The sequence below is a fragment of the Fictibacillus sp. 23RED33 genome (genome assembly GCF_015903925.1).
Classification (GTDB): Bacteria; Bacillota; Bacilli; order Bacillales; family Fictibacillaceae; genus Fictibacillus; species Fictibacillus phosphorivorans.
The window spans coordinates 25,374-40,458 of the sequence record NZ_JACZDX010000011.1; the positions used below are offsets into that span (position 1 = coordinate 25,374).

Annotated in this window: 10 protein-coding genes and 1 other annotated feature (1 of these 11 running past the window's edge); all 10 genes read right to left on the reverse strand. The window is 42.6% G+C overall.

The window, feature by feature from the left end; genetic code table 11:
• Nucleotides 1-764: 764 nt before the first annotated feature.
• Entirely contained in the window at nt 765-1,955 is a 1,191-nt protein-coding gene (tuf, locus tag IHV09_RS20635; protein ID WP_066390665.1) for an elongation factor Tu, read from the reverse strand.
• A 116-nt stretch (nt 1,956-2,071) separates the two neighbouring features.
• Nucleotides 2,072-4,150, reverse strand: a complete 2,079-nt coding sequence (fusA, locus tag IHV09_RS20640; protein WP_197134187.1) for an elongation factor G — start codon at nt 4,148-4,150, stop codon at nt 2,072-2,074.
• A 75-nt stretch (nt 4,151-4,225) separates the two neighbouring features.
• Complete coding sequence (gene rpsG / locus IHV09_RS20645; RefSeq protein ID WP_197134190.1) at nt 4,226-4,696, reverse strand: 30S ribosomal protein S7; 471 nt, start codon at nt 4,694-4,696, stop codon at nt 4,226-4,228.
• Between the two features lie 46 nt (nt 4,697-4,742).
• Nucleotides 4,743-5,165 carry a 30S ribosomal protein S12 gene (gene rpsL / locus IHV09_RS20650; RefSeq protein WP_197134192.1) on the reverse strand — a complete coding sequence of 141 codons (423 nt, stop codon included), beginning with the start codon at nt 5,163-5,165 and terminating at the stop codon, nt 4,743-4,745.
• Between the two features lie 116 nt (nt 5,166-5,281).
• Nucleotides 5,282-5,530, reverse strand: coding sequence for a 50S ribosomal protein L7ae-like protein (locus tag IHV09_RS20655; RefSeq protein ID WP_066237983.1), 249 nt, complete (start codon nt 5,528-5,530; stop codon nt 5,282-5,284).
• A gap of 84 nt (nt 5,531-5,614) precedes the next feature.
• Complete coding sequence (gene rpoC, locus IHV09_RS20660; protein WP_197192142.1) at nt 5,615-9,238, reverse strand: DNA-directed RNA polymerase subunit beta'; 3,624 nt, start codon at nt 9,236-9,238, stop codon at nt 5,615-5,617.
• Between the two features lie 29 nt (nt 9,239-9,267).
• The gene (gene rpoB / locus IHV09_RS20665) at nt 9,268-12,810 is read right to left on the reverse strand and encodes a DNA-directed RNA polymerase subunit beta (protein ID WP_197134196.1); all 3,543 of its coding nucleotides are present in this window, start codon (nt 12,808-12,810) and stop codon (nt 9,268-9,270) included.
• 291 nt (nt 12,811-13,101) lie between these two features.
• Nucleotides 13,102-13,704: a class I SAM-dependent methyltransferase gene (locus IHV09_RS20670; protein WP_197265373.1), complete on the reverse strand. Its 603-nt coding sequence runs from the start codon at nt 13,702-13,704 to the stop codon at nt 13,102-13,104.
• A 345-nt stretch (nt 13,705-14,049) separates the two neighbouring features.
• On the reverse strand, nt 14,050-14,415 hold the full coding sequence (gene rplL / locus IHV09_RS20675) for a 50S ribosomal protein L7/L12 (protein WP_066237995.1): 366 nt from the start codon (nt 14,413-14,415) through the stop codon (nt 14,050-14,052).
• Nucleotides 14,416-14,462: 47 nt separating this feature from the next.
• Nucleotides 14,463-14,963, reverse strand: a complete 501-nt coding sequence (gene rplJ, locus IHV09_RS20680) for a 50S ribosomal protein L10 (protein ID WP_144704568.1) — start codon at nt 14,961-14,963, stop codon at nt 14,463-14,465.
• 39 nt (nt 14,964-15,002) lie between these two features.
• Nucleotides 15,003-15,085: a sequence feature (ribosomal protein L10 leader region), on the reverse strand; it runs 68 nt beyond the window's last position.

A 15,085-nucleotide genomic window follows, 5' to 3' on the forward strand; every position in this document is an offset into this window, starting at 1 on the left:
ATTACTTATTATAGAGAAAAGCAATGCCCAATGCAAGTGTTATTTGCATTTATTTATTGCTAATCGCACTTTTTCTATTATAGAGACTTTATCAGGAGATTTCAACTTCCTTTTTCTTCTTTTGCATATTTGAATGTGTTTCTTCTATATATATAGAAGAGATGCGAATGGTAGTGGTGATTCAGATAATGCGTTGCTGATCCGCATGTGGTTATTCAGTTTTTCAGCCGACTGTAATCGCATGTCATATATATTTTACTATTTGTGGATTCACGACCAAAACTCGTGGATTCAAGGCCCCAACTTTTGGATTCAGCTATTAAATTTCTGGATTCATCATCTTTATTTTTGGATAGATTGTGTTTCAAGCTATTTCAGGTACATTCTGACATTCAGGAGTAGCTACTCAATGCTAATTGGAAAGAGATTTCTTCACTATTGATTCATTTATACTTAAAAATCAATCTTTTTTTCTTACTGCATGTTTCAATTGGGGTATTTGTTCATTCTCTTCTTTGATCAGTTGATTGGAGTGGAGGGTGCGAGACTCCTGCGGGACGAGCGGTCAGGTGAGACCCTTAAAGGCACAAAGTGGCAAGGGGCTCACCGCCTGCCCCGCGGAAAGCGAGCAACCTGGAACGGAAATCAACCCCTTCCATAAGCAACAAAGTTTTACGAAAAATTTCTTTAGTATAATCGAATTCGATTATATACAAAAAAAACACCCTCCAAAAGGAGAGTGTTTTTATTAAAGAGTAATAAGATTACTCAGTGATTGTTGCAACTACGCCTGCACCAACTGTACGTCCACCTTCACGAATAGAGAACTTAGTTCCTTCTTCGATAGCGATTGGAGCGATTAGTTCTACAGTCATCTCAACGTTATCTCCAGGCATAACCATTTCTACGCCTTCAGGAAGTTGGATGATACCAGTTACGTCAGTTGTACGGAAGTAGAACTGAGGACGGTAGTTAGAGAAGAATGGAGTGTGACGTCCACCCTCTTCTTTTGAAAGAACATAAACTTCTGATTTGAACTTAGTGTGAGCTTTAACAGTACCTGGCTTAGCAAGAACTTGTCCACGCTCAACATCTTCACGAGAAACCCCACGAAGAAGTGCACCAATGTTGTCACCAGCTTCAGCATAGTCAAGAAGCTTACGGAACATTTCAACACCTGTTACAGTTGTTGATTTTGGCTCTTCAGTAAGACCAAGGATCTCAACTACGTCACCAACTTTTACTACACCACGCTCAACACGTCCAGTAGCAACTGTACCACGACCAGTGATTGAGAATACATCCTCAACTGGCATCATGAATGGCTTTTCAGTGTCACGTGGAGGAGTTGGGATATAAGAATCTACAGCGTCCATTAGCTCGTAGATTTTAGCTTCCCAATCAGCGTCTCCTTCAAGAGCTTTAAGAGCAGAACCTTTGATTACAGGAATATCATCTCCTGGGAAGTCATACTCAGAAAGAAGGTCACGAACTTCCATTTCTACTAGCTCAAGAAGTTCTTCGTCGTCTACCATGTCACACTTGTTCATGAATACAACAAGGTAAGGTACACCTACTTGACGAGAAAGAAGGATGTGCTCACGAGTTTGTGGCATTGGGCCGTCAGCAGCAGATACTACTAGGATCCCACCATCCATTTGTGCTGCACCAGTGATCATGTTCTTAACATAGTCAGCATGTCCTGGGCAATCTACGTGTGCATAGTGACGAGAATCAGTTTCATACTCAACGTGTGCAGTTGAGATTGTGATTCCACGTTCGCGCTCTTCTGGAGCACCGTCGATTTGGTCATAAGCCATTGCTACACCCTTACCGTTTTTCTTAGCAAGAACAGTAGTGATAGCAGCTGTTAAAGTTGTTTTACCATGGTCAACGTGACCGATAGTACCAATGTTAGCATGCGTTTTGGAACGATCAAATTTCTCTTTACCCATGAGAAAGATTCCTCCTTAAATATGTTTACATATAGTAGATTTTTTTATTTAAAACGAACAGTTTGTACTGCCCATTTTAGATTACATGAAAATGTTGCTTCTTACAACCGAAGAGATTAAGCTCCAGTTGATTTTTTGATGATTTCTTCAGAGATTGACTTAGGTACTTCTTCGTAGTGATCGAAGTGCATTGAGTAAGTACCGCGGCCTTGTGTACGAGAACGCAAGCTAGTTGCATATCCGAACATCTCAGCAAGTGGAACCATCGCTTTAACGATTTGTGCGTTACCACGAGCTTCCATACCTTCAACACGTCCACGACGGGAAGTTACGTCACCCATGATGTCACCCATATACTCTTCAGGAACCGTTACTTCAACTTTCATGATCGGCTCTAGAATTGCAGGGTCACACTTTGATTTAGCGTTCTTAAGAGCCATTGAACCGGCAATCTTAAACGCCATTTCGTTGGAGTCAACATCATGGTATGATCCATCAACGATACGAGCTTTAAGGTCAAGTAATGGGAAACCAGCAAGCATTCCGTTTTTCATTGATTCTTCGATACCAGCTTGAACTGCAGGGATGTATTCACGAGGAACTGCCCCACCAACGATTTTGTTTTCAAATACGAATCCAGATCCTTCATCACCTGGCTCGAATTCGATCCAAACGTGACCGTATTGTCCACGACCACCAGACTGACGAACGAATTTACCTTCAACCTTAGCAGCTTGGCGAATTGTTTCACGGTAAGCAACCTGAGGAGCACCCACGTTAGCTTCTACCTTGAATTCACGGCGCATACGGTCAACTAGGATGTCAAGGTGAAGCTCACCCATACCTGCGATGATCGTTTGTCCAGTTTCTTCGTTTGTTTCAGTACGGAATGTTGGATCTTCTTCAGCTAGCTTAGCAAGTGCCATACCCATCTTGTCTTGGTCTGCTTTAGACTTCGGCTCGATAGATAGTGAGATAACTGGCTCTGGGAATACCATGGATTCTAAGATAACAAGGCTCTTTTCATCACAAAGTGTATCACCAGTTGTAGTGTCTTTAAGACCTACAGCAGCTGCGATATCTCCAGCGTATACGACAGAGATCTCTTCACGGGAGTTTGCATGCATTTGAAGGATACGTCCAACACGCTCGCGCTTTCCTTTAGTAGAGTTCTGTACGTATGATCCTGAGTTTAGTGTACCAGAGTACACACGGAAAAATGTTAACTTACCAACATAAGGGTCAGTCATAACTTTAAATGCAAGTGCAGAGAATGGTGCTTCGTCACTTGATTCACGAGTTACTTCTTCTTCAGAGTCAGGAAGTACACCCTTGATAGCTGGTACATCGATTGGCGATGGAAGGTAATCAAGAACTGCGTCTAGCATAAGCTGTACACCTTTGTTCTTAAATGCCGAACCACACATTACCGGATAGAACTCAACGTTACAAGTACCTTGACGGATACCTGCTTTAAGTTCTTCGTTCGTAATTTCTTCGCCTTCTAAGTACTTCATCATCATTTCTTCATCTAGCTCAGCAACCGCTTCGATAAGTTTTCCACGGTATTCTTCAGCTAAAGGCATGTGCTCTTCCGGAATGTCACGAACTTCGATATCAGTACCAAGGTCGTTTCCGTAGAATACAGCTTTCATTTCGATAAGGTCGATGATTGCTTCGAATTGGTCTTCCGCACCGATCGGTAATTGGATCGGGTGAGCGTTAGCACCAAGGCGGTCATGAATCGTTTTTACGGAGTATAAGAAATCCGCACCGATCTTGTCCATTTTGTTTACGAATACAATACGAGGTACCCCGTAAGTAGTCGCTTGACGCCAAACTGTTTCTGTTTGTGGTTCAACACCTGATTGAGCATCAAGTAATGCAACCGCTCCGTCTAATACACGTAATGAACGTTCTACTTCAACTGTAAAGTCTACGTGTCCTGGTGTATCAATGATGTTGACACGGTGACCTTTCCATTGAGCAGTAGTAGCAGCGGAAGTAATCGTGATTCCACGCTCTTGTTCCTGCTCCATCCAGTCCATTTGTGAAGCTCCTTCATGAGTTTCACCAATTTTGTGGATACGGCCAGTATAGTAAAGAACACGTTCAGTAGTCGTTGTTTTACCAGCATCGATGTGAGCCATGATACCGATATTACGAGTATTTTTTAAGGAGAATTCTCTAGCCATGAATTTCTCTCCTTCCCTTTTTAAAAGGAATTTTTATAGTGTTTTAGAGACAGTCCGAGAACTGTCTCTATGATTTTACCAGCGGTAGTGAGCAAACGCTTTGTTTGCTTCTGCCATTTTGTGCATATCTTCGCGCTTCTTAACTGAAGCACCAGTGTTATTAGCAGCATCCATGATCTCATACGCAAGACGTTCTTCCATTGTCTTTTCTCCGCGTAGACGAGAGTAGTTCGTTAGGTAACGAAGTCCTAGTGTTGTACGACGCTCTGGGCGAACTTCAACTGGTACTTGGTAGTTAGCTCCACCAACACGGCGAGCACGAACTTCAAGAACTGGCATGATATTTTTAAGAGCTTGTTCAAACACTTCCATAGGATCTTGGTTTGTACGTTCTTTAATAAGTTCGAACGCATTGTACAAGATTGTTTGAGCTACCCCTCTCTTACCGTCAATCATAATTTTATTGATTAGACGAGTTACAAGCTTAGACTTGTAAATTGGATCAGGTAACACATCACGACGAGCAACAGGTCCTTTACGTGGCATGTGGTCCCCTCCTTTCTGATAGTTGTTTTAATTTATTTTAATAATATTACTTCTTAGCTTCCTTTGGACGCTTCGTTCCGTATTTAGAACGACCTTGCATACGGTTGTTAACACCAGCCGTATCAAGAGCACCACGAACGATGTGGTAACGTACCCCCGGTAAATCTTTTACACGTCCTCCACGGATAAGAACAACACTGTGCTCTTGAAGGTTGTGGCCAATACCAGGAATGTAAGCTGTAACTTCGATTCCGTTAGTTAGACGAACACGCGCATATTTACGAAGCGCCGAGTTCGGCTTCTTAGGAGTCATAGTACCAACACGCGTACAAACTCCACGCTTTTGCGGAGATGAAACGTCAGTTTGGGACTTTTTGAAGCTGTTGTAACCTTTGTTTAACGCAGGAGAGTCAGATTTCTTTGATTTAGAAACACGACCTTTGCGAACTAATTGGTTAATTGTAGGCATTTTGTATTTCCTCCTCTCTTTTTTCGTAATACCACCGACCCAGGTGGTTCATTTTAGGACAAAAGAAAGTTTTTGCGAGAGGAGCGATATTGATGCCCATCGCAAAAACATGAATTTTATCCTTTTATCGCAACAGTTGCGGCCCCGACATCTATACCGCATGCTTTTCCAAGCTTTTTCATGGAATCAACCTTTACGATCGGTACGTGCTTCTCTTCGGCAATTTGCAATACTTTGCTCGTTACTCGAAAATCCGCGTCTTCCGCAACGACCAGCTCTTTGACCTCGCCGTTCTGTAAAGCCTTGATTGTTTGCTTAGTACCTACGATAATTTCAGAAGCCTGTGTCACTTTTTCATAAGACATACGAATATCCTCCAAAGTAACAAATCTTAGGAGCACATCCGTAATCATATCACCGATGCGCTCCCGATGTCAACATTTCATTTATTAATCTTGAGAAACAAGTTCTGTAGGCAATTCTGCCTCTTCATTGTTCTCATCTTCAACTACTGGAGAGTTGATTCCGATGTTTCTGTAACGGTTCATACCTGTTCCAGCCGGGATCAGCTTACCAATAATAACGTTTTCCTTAAGTCCGAGTAATTCGTCACGCTTACCTTTGATGGCAGCATCCGTAAGAACTCGTGTTGTTTCTTGGAATGATGCAGCAGATAAGAATGATTCTGTCTCAAGAGATGCTTTTGTGATACCAAGAAGCACTGGACGACCTGTGGCAGGCGTTCCACCTTCAAGAAGTACACTACGGTTAACATCCGTGAAGGCATGAATATCCATAAGAGCTCCTGGAAGTACTTGAGAATCACCAGAATCGATGATGCGCACTTTACGAAGCATTTGGCGAACCATTACTTCAACGTGCTTATCTCCGATTTCTACCCCTTGCATACGGTAAACTTTCTGAACCTCACGCAATAGGTATTCTTGTACGCCTTCTGCACCACGTACTTTAATTAATTCTTTAGGATCGATCGAACCTTCCGTCAATACTTGACCTGCAGTTACTTTATCGCCTTCGACCGCTTTAATGCGGGCACCGAAAGGAATTGTGTAAGTTCTAGATTCAATCTCACCTTGAACGACTACTTCACGCTTATCTTTATTGTCGTTCACGCCAACAACCGTACCTTCAAGCTCAGAGATAACCGCTTGACCTTTCGGGTTACGCGCTTCAAACAATTCTTGGATACGCGGAAGACCTTGTGTAATATCGTCTCCAGCTACACCACCTGTATGGAAAGTACGCATTGTAAGCTGTGTACCTGGCTCACCGATGGATTGAGCGGCGATAATTCCAACAGCTTCCCCAACTTCAACGTCAGAGCCTGTTGCAAGGTTTCGTCCGTAACATTTCTTACAAACGCCGTGACGTGTGTCACAAGTAAATACAGAACGGATCGTTACTGCTTTCACGCCTACTTCTTCAATATGAGCGGCCATGTCTTCAGTGATCAGCTGATTAACGTCTACAAGAAGTTCTTTTGTTTCAGGATGGTATACCTTTTTATAAGCAGTACGGCCGATCAAACGCTCATGAAGAGGCTCGATAACTTCGTTGCCTTCTTTAATAGCTGCAACTTCTAAGCCACGGTCCGTTCCACAGTCATCTTCACGTACGATAACATCTTGAGCAACGTCAACCAAACGACGAGTAAGGTAACCTGAGTCAGCTGTTTTAAGGGCTGTATCGGCAAGACCTTTACGCGCTCCGTGTGTAGAGATAAAGTACTCGAGTACTGTTAGACCTTCACGGAAACTTGATTTGATTGGAAGCTCGATGATTTTACCAGCCGGGTTGGCCATCAGACCACGCATACCAGCTAGCTGCGTAAAGTTAGATGCGTTACCACGGGCACCGGAGTCACTCATCATGAAGATTGGGTTTCGCTTATCAAGTGTACCCATCAATTTATTTTGGATTTCGTCTTTCGCCAAACTCCAAACATTAATTACACGCTCATAGCGCTCTTCTTCCGTGATCAAACCACGTCTGAATTGCTTTGTAACGTTAACTACTTTTTCTTCGGCTACAGCAAGGATCTCTTGCTTTTCAGGTAATACAACGATATCGGATACACCGATCGTGATACCAGCGCGCGTAGAATATTTAAATCCTAAGTCCTTCATGCGGTCAAGCATCTTAGACGTTTCAGTAATCTTAAAGCGTTTGAATACTTCCGCGATAATCTTACCTAGGATTCCTTTCTTAAATGGAACAATTTCCTCATGCTTCTGAATTTCCTCTTTTACATTAGCAGCCGGATCTAAGAAGTACTTTTCAGGTGTTTCCACTTGAAGGTTCGTCGTAGTCGGTTCGTTAATGTACGGGAATGACGGCGGCAGGATTTCGTTGAATAACAACTTACCTACTGTAGTCATAAGAAGCTTAGATTGCTGTTCATCTGTGAAAGTTTCTTTATTTAAGCTGGATACCGGTACTGCAATACGAGAATGCAAGTGCACGAATCCATTTTCATAAGCGATGATCGCTTCATTGATGTCTTTGAATACAGACCCTTCACCAATAGCTCCTTCACGTTCAAGAGTTAGGTAATAGTTACCTAAAACCATATCCTGTGACGGTGTTACTACCGGCTTACCATCTTTCGGGTTCAAGATGTTTTGGGCAGCTAGCATTAGAATACGAGCCTCTGCTTGTGCTTCAGCAGATAGAGGAACGTGGACCGCCATTTGGTCACCGTCAAAGTCAGCGTTGTAAGCTGTACATACGAGCGGGTGAAGACGAATTGCACGACCTTCTACAAGCGTCGGTTCGAATGCTTGGATACCTAGTCTGTGAAGTGTAGGTGCACGGTTTAGTAGAACTGGGTGTTCACGAATAACTTCTTCAAGTACATCCCAAACTTCTGGCTGAACGCGCTCTACTTTGCGTTTTGCACTCTTAATGTTGTGTGCAAGACCTTTTGATACAAGCTCTTTCATAACGAATGGTTTGAAGAGCTCAAGTGCCATCTCTTTAGGAAGACCACATTGGTACATCTTTAAGTTCGGACCTACTACGATAACCGAACGTCCAGAGTAGTCAACACGTTTACCTAGCAAGTTTTGACGGAAACGTCCTTGTTTCCCTTTCAGCATGTGTGAAAGTGATTTTAACGGACGATTTCCTGGTCCAGTAACCGGACGGCCACGACGACCATTATCGATTAATGCATCGACTGCTTCTTGAAGCATACGTTTTTCATTTTGAACGATAATGTTAGGAGCACCTAGATCTAATAGACGCTTCAGACGGTTGTTACGGTTGATAACACGACGGTAAAGGTCGTTAAGGTCAGATGTGGCAAAACGTCCACCATCAAGCTGAACCATCGGACGCAATTCCGGCGGAATAACCGGAAGTACTTCAAGAATCATCCAGTCGGCATGGTTGCCAGAATGACGGAATGCTTCTAATACTTCTAAACGCTTAATCGCACGTGTACGACGTTGTCCTTGTGCTGTTTTAAGCTCTTCTTTCAACATCTCAACTTCTTTTTCAGCATCGATGTCTTCTAGAAGACGTTTGATCGCTTCTGCACCCATTTGTGCAGTAAAACCTTTTCCATACTTTTCACGGTATGTGCGGTATTCCTTCTCTGAAAGCAGTTGTTTCTTCTCAAGAGGTGTATCTCCTGTATCAGTAACAACATATGAAGCAAAGTAGATTACTTCTTCTAATGCTCTTGGAGACATATCCAAAACAAGACCCATACGGCTTGGGATACCCTTGAAGTACCAAATGTGAGATACAGGAGCAGCAAGTTCGATGTGACCCATACGGTCACGTCGAACTTTAGCTCTTGTTACTTCAACACCACAACGGTCACAAACCACGCCTTTATAACGGACGCGCTTATACTTTCCGCAATGACATTCCCAGTCTTTTGTCGGACCGAAAATTCTTTCACAGAACAAGCCGTCTTTTTCAGGCTTAAGTGTACGGTAGTTGATTGTTTCAGGTTTCTTTACTTCCCCTCTTGACCACGACCGGATTTTGTCCGGTGAAGCAAGACCAATTTTCATATATTCAAAATTATTTACGTCTATCAAGGAGCGTACCTCCCTTTTGATATCCTGTTTTAGTCATTCGAAGTGTAAGACTCAAGATTTAGATTTAATTTCTCGCTTGCCTGATCGTCTTCATCATCAAGCTCTCTCATTTCAATTTCCTTGTCATCTCCAGAACAGATCTTAACGTCCATTCCAAGAGATTGAAGTTCTTTGATCAATACTTTAAATGATTCTGGAACACCAGGTTCAGGAACGTTTTCACCCTTAACGATGGCTTCATACGTTTTCACACGGCCGACAACATCATCGGATTTAACCGTTAGAATTTCCTGTAGTGTGTATGCAGCACCATATGCTTCAAGTGCCCATACTTCCATCTCACCGAAACGCTGACCTCCAAATTGAGCTTTACCACCCAGAGGCTGCTGTGTAACAAGTGAGTAAGGTCCAGTAGAACGAGCATGCAACTTGTCATCAACCATGTGAGCCAGTTTGATCATATACATAACCCCAACTGATACACGGTTATCAAACGCCGTACCTGTACGTCCATCATAAAGTACCGTTTTACCATCGCGAGCCATTCCAGCTTCTTCGATCGTAGACCAAACATCTTCCTCACGCGCTCCATCGAATACCGGTGTAGCAACATGAATGCCTAGCTGACGTGCAGCCATTCCAAGGTGAAGCTCCAATACCTGACCGATGTTCATACGGGAAGGTACCCCTAGCGGGTTTAACATGATGTCAACTGGTGTTCCATCTGGAAGATAAGGCATATCTTCTTCAGGCATAATTTTAGAAATTACACCTTTGTTACCGTGACGGCCGGCCATCTTATCTCCTTCGTGAATCTTACGTTTTTGCACGATGTATGCACGAACGAGCTGATTCACACCTGGAGGAAGTTCATCGCCATCTTCACGGTTAAACACTTTAACGTCAAGGATGATTCCATCTCCACCGTGAGGAACACGCAATGATGTATCGCGAACTTCACGAGCTTTTTCACCGAAGATCGCATGCAATAGACGTTCTTCAGCTGTTAATTCAGTTACACCCTTAGGCGTTACTTTACCAACTAAGATATCTCCATCTTTAACTTCTGCACCAACACGGATGATTCCGCGTTCGTCCAGGTTGCGTAATGCATCTTCTCCGACGTTTGGAATATCACGAGTGATCTCTTCCGGTCCAAGTTTTGTATCACGCGCTTCTGACTCATATTCTTCAATATGGATCGAAGTATAAACGTCGTCTTTAACGAGACGCTCACTCATGATGACAGCATCCTCGTAGTTGTAACCTTCCCAAGTCATGAAGGCAACAAGAACGTTACGACCTAAAGCAAGTTCACCGACTTCCATTGAAGGGCCATCCGCTAAGATTTCCCCTTTCGTCACGCGGTTACCTGTGCTTACGATCGGACGCTGGTTATAACACGTTCCTTGGTTGGAACGAATAAACTTAAGCATGTTGTAAGTGTCAAGGTCGCCTGAAACTTCCTTGCCATCTACTTCTTTAATGCGGCGTACTTGAACTTGTTTTGCTGTAACACGTTCAACGATTCCTTCGTGCTTACAGATAACTGCAGCTCCAGAGTCTTTTGCTGATACGTGCTCCATTCCTGTACCAACGATCGGTGATTCAGGAACAAGTAAAGGTACAGCCTGACGTTGCATGTTCGCTCCCATTAGGGCACGGTTGGAGTCATCATTCTCTAAGAACGGAATACATGCTGTCGCGGCAGATACTACCTGTTTCGGCGATACATCCATATAATCGATGCGTTCGCGTTTAACAACAGTGTTATCACCACGGAAACGTGCGATTACGTCTTCGTTCATGAACTCTCCGTTATCACCTAAGATCGAGTTCGCCTGTGCAACTACGTATAAATCTTCTTCATCAGCAGTCAAGTAATCAATACGGCTCGTTACACGACCTGTTTCAGGATCAACCCGACGGTATGGTGTTTCGATAAATCCATATTGGTTCACTTTTGCATAAGAAGAAAGTGAGTTGATCAAACCGATGTTCGGACCCTCTGGCGTCTCAATCGGACACATACGACCGTAGTGAGAGTAGTGAACGTCACGAACTTCAAAGCCTGCACGTTCACGTGTAAGACCACCTGGCCCTAGTGCGGATAGACGACGTTTGTGCGTCAATTCTGCTAGTGGGTTCGTTTGATCCATGAACTGTGAAAGCTGAGAGCTTCCGAAGAACTCTTTAATAGATGCGATAACAGGACGAATATTGATCAACGCTTGTGGTGTAATCGCATTTGTGTCTTGGATCGACATACGCTCACGCACAACACGTTCCATTCTGGAAAGTCCGATTCTGAATTGGTTTTGAAGAAGCTCACCAACAGAACGCAGACGACGGTTTCCAAGATGGTCAATATCATCTGTAGTACCTACTTGATGCAACAAGTTGAAGAAGTAGTTGATAGAAGCAATAATGTCAGAAACCGTGATGTTTTTAATTTCTTTATCAACAAGTCCGTTTCCGATAACATTAATGATTCTTTCACCCTCTTGATCATCAGGCGCATAGATTTTGATAGATTGAAGAGCGATATCTTGATCTTCAGCCACTCCTCCTGCTGGTGTTACGGTTTTAAAGCCTACACCACTCTCAAGAGCAGGGATAATCTTATCTAGCGTTCTACGGTCAAGAAGCGTACCTTCTTCAGCGATCACTTCACCAGTTTCAGCGTCAACAAGCGTTTCAGCTAGTTTCTGGTTGAAGAGACGATTCTTTATATGAAGCTTTTTATTGATTTTGTAGCGTCCAACATTAGCTAAGTCATAGCGTTTAGGATCAAAGAACCTAGAATCTAACAAACTTTTTGCATTATCTACTGTTGGAGGCTCTCCCGGACGAAGACGCTCATAGATTTCGAGAAGGGCTTTTTCCGTTCCTTCTGTATTATCCTTATCTAGCGTATTGCGAAGATACTCATCTTCTCCAAGCAAATCAATGATTTCTTGATCAGACCCAAACCCTAAAGCACGAAGCAATACGGTAATAGGGATTTTTCTTGTGCGGTCAATACGCACATAAACTACGTCCTTAGCATCTGTTTCGAACTCCAGCCAAGCACCGCGGTTTGGAATGACAGTAGCGGTAAAACCTTTTTTACCGTTTTTGTCGATTTTCTCGCTATAGTAAACACTTGGTGAACGAACGAGCTGTGATACAATTACACGCTCTGCCCCGTTGATCACAAAGGTTCCCGTATCTGTCATTAACGGGAAATCTCCCATAAATACTTCCTGCTCTTTTACTTCGCCCGTCTCTTTATTGATCAGACGCACTTTCACACGAAGCGGAGCAGCGTAAGTAACATCGCGCTCTTTTGATTCATCTACAGGATACTTCGGCTCACCTAAGTTATAATCAATAAACTCTAAAACGAGGTTCCCTGTAAAATCTTCAATCGGCGAAATATCTCGGAACATTTCACGTAACCCCTCATCAAGAAACCATTGATAGGAAGCGGTTTGAATTTCAATTAAGTTTGGTAATTCAAGCACTTCGCTAATCCTTGCATAACTTCTTCGTTGGCGGTGGCGTCCAAACTGAACTAGTTGACCTGTCAACTGCTTCACCCCTCAAATCCAGCGTTTTTTTCGTGTATCATATTTCTATCTAACATTCTATTAAGAAGGTTAGAAAACAAAAAGAAAAAGGGTTTCATATTTTTAAAACCGCAGTTTTCCTATTTTGATAAAAGCTATTATATAATTTTGTCCAACTTTTTCGCATTCTATACGTCTAAACATGAGTAAAAAACGTTGATTTATCAACGTTTTTTCGCTTACCACGAAAAATAAGCAGCAAAATGCGAATCCATTGGCATTTTATAATACTAACATACGGAATTTATCAAGTCAAACTTTTATTGCACGTAAAATATAGTAGCCTTTTTTCTTCGCTACCGTTTCAACTTGACCGAATAATTGTTCCATTTTATCGATAGCAGATGGTGCACCTTGTTTCTTTTGAATGACTACCCACAACTCGCCACCAACGCAAAGTTTGTGATAAGCTTCTTCAAAGATTTGATGAACGACTGTCTTACCTGCACGAATTGGAGGATTTGTGATAACAGCAGCAAACTCTTCATCTTTCACTTCCGCAAATAAGTAACTTTTATAGATCTTAACGTTACTCACCTTGTTCTTATCTGCATTCAGCTTAGCAAGCTCAACTGCTCTTTCATTGATATCCACCATTTGAACAACACGATCTTGTTCCGCTCTAGCAAGCGAAAGTCCAATCGGTCCGTATCCGCATCCTACATCTATATAATCACCAGGTACTTCTGGAGGTACAAAGGACTCTATTAAAACGCGGCTGCCAAAATCTACTTCTTTCTTCGAAAAGACACCAGCATCCGTCGTAAAGCGAAATTTTTCGCCATTTAATGAAAAATCCCATGTTTCTCTTTTACTTTCTGTACCAGGTGTTTCAGAATAATAATGGTTCTTCATCGTTTTTAAACTCTCCTTACCTTCTGATAAAGACAGTATTCCCGTTCCGTAATTCTTTAACGGTCTATCTATAAAGATGCTTTTACAATGTCGCCTTTGAATGTGTTGATTTTCGTTACAGGTGCTCGCTTTCCGCGGGGCAGACGGTGAGCCACATTCGTACGTTTCACTCTTAAGTGTCTCACCTGCCCGCCTGTCCCGCAGGAGTCTCCCACCTTACACTTCAATCAACTGTTCAAAGAAGCGACAAGATAAAAAGCAGCAAGATTTTAGAATAGTTCATTCTAAAAAGATTAAGCGAAACAAACAAAAAGGTCCGCCATCGGGCGAACCTTTTCTTTTGAATTACTTAACTTCAACAGAAGCTCCAACTTCTTCAAGCTTAGCTTTGATTTCTTCAGCTTCGTCTTTAGATACGCCTTCTTTAACTGGCTTAGGAGCACCGTCAACAAGTTCTTTCGCTTCTTTAAGTCCAAGACCTGTAAGTTCACGAACAACTTTGATAACTTTAATTTTTGAAGCTCCACCGCTTGCAAGAATTACGTCGAATTCAGTTTGTTCAGCAGCAGCGTCTCCACCAGCAGCTCCACCAGCTACAGCTACAGGAGCAGCAGCAGTTACACCAAACTCTTCTTCGATTGCTTTTACTAGGTCGTTAAGCTCTAAAACAGTCATTGTTTTTAAGCTTTCAATGATTTGCTCTTTAGACATTATAATTTCCTCCTTATGGAATGTAAGTTATTGGTTGAAGATAAGGCTTATGCGCCTTGTTCTTCTTTTTGTTCTGCAACGGCTTTAGTAGCCAACGCAAAGTTGCGGATAGGTGCTTGAAGCACGCTGAGTACCATAGAAAGAAGACCTTCTCTTGATGGAAGTTCAGCAAGAGCTTTCACTTCTTCTAGAGACGCGATACGTCCTTCGATTACACCAGCTTTGATCTCAAGCGCTTCGTGTTTCTTAGCGAAGTCGTTAAGAATCTTAGCAGGAGCTACAACATCTTCATTCGAGAATGCGATCGCTGTAGGACCAGTTAAGTGTTCTGCTAATTCTTTAAGGTCATTCTCTTCAGCAGCGCGAACTACCATTGAGTTTTTGTAAACTTTAAACTCGATGCCAGCATCACGTAAAGACTTACGAAGTTCAGTAACCTCAGAAACAGTAAGACCACGGTAGTCAACAAGGATTGTTGATTGGCTATTTTTGATTTTCTCAGAAATAGTGGATACTAACTGCTTTTTTGTTTCTAAAATGCTGCTCATTATTACACCTCCTGTAAAATGATTGCATCACCGCAGGTTTTGTCCAAAAACAAAGCCTCCATGTCGAGACATGGAGGCGTGAGTATCTAAAGTCATAAGTAATTAACTAATGAGCTTACGAT

Excerpts from the sequence above, each read along its gene's own strand:
- tuf (WP_066390665.1), bottom strand. The coding sequence starts at position 1,955 with ATGGGTAAAGAGAAATTTGATCGTTCCAAAACGCATGCTAACATTGGT.
- fusA (WP_197134187.1), bottom strand. The coding sequence starts at position 4,150 with ATGGCTAGAGAATTCTCCTTAAAAAATACTCGTAATATCGGTATCATG.
- rpsG (WP_197134190.1), bottom strand. The coding sequence starts at position 4,696 with ATGCCACGTAAAGGACCTGTTGCTCGTCGTGATGTGTTACCTGATCCA.
- rpsL (WP_197134192.1), bottom strand. The coding sequence starts at position 5,165 with ATGCCTACAATTAACCAATTAGTTCGCAAAGGTCGTGTTTCTAAATCA.
- IHV09_RS20655 (WP_066237983.1), bottom strand. The coding sequence starts at position 5,530 with ATGTCTTATGAAAAAGTGACACAGGCTTCTGAAATTATCGTAGGTACT.
- IHV09_RS20670 (WP_197265373.1), bottom strand. The coding sequence starts at position 13,704 with ATGAAGAACCATTATTATTCTGAAACACCTGGTACAGAAAGTAAAAGA.
- rplL (WP_066237995.1), bottom strand. The coding sequence starts at position 14,415 with ATGTCTAAAGAGCAAATCATTGAAAGCTTAAAAACAATGACTGTTTTA.
- rplJ (WP_144704568.1), bottom strand. The coding sequence starts at position 14,963 with ATGAGCAGCATTTTAGAAACAAAAAAGCAGTTAGTATCCACTATTTCT.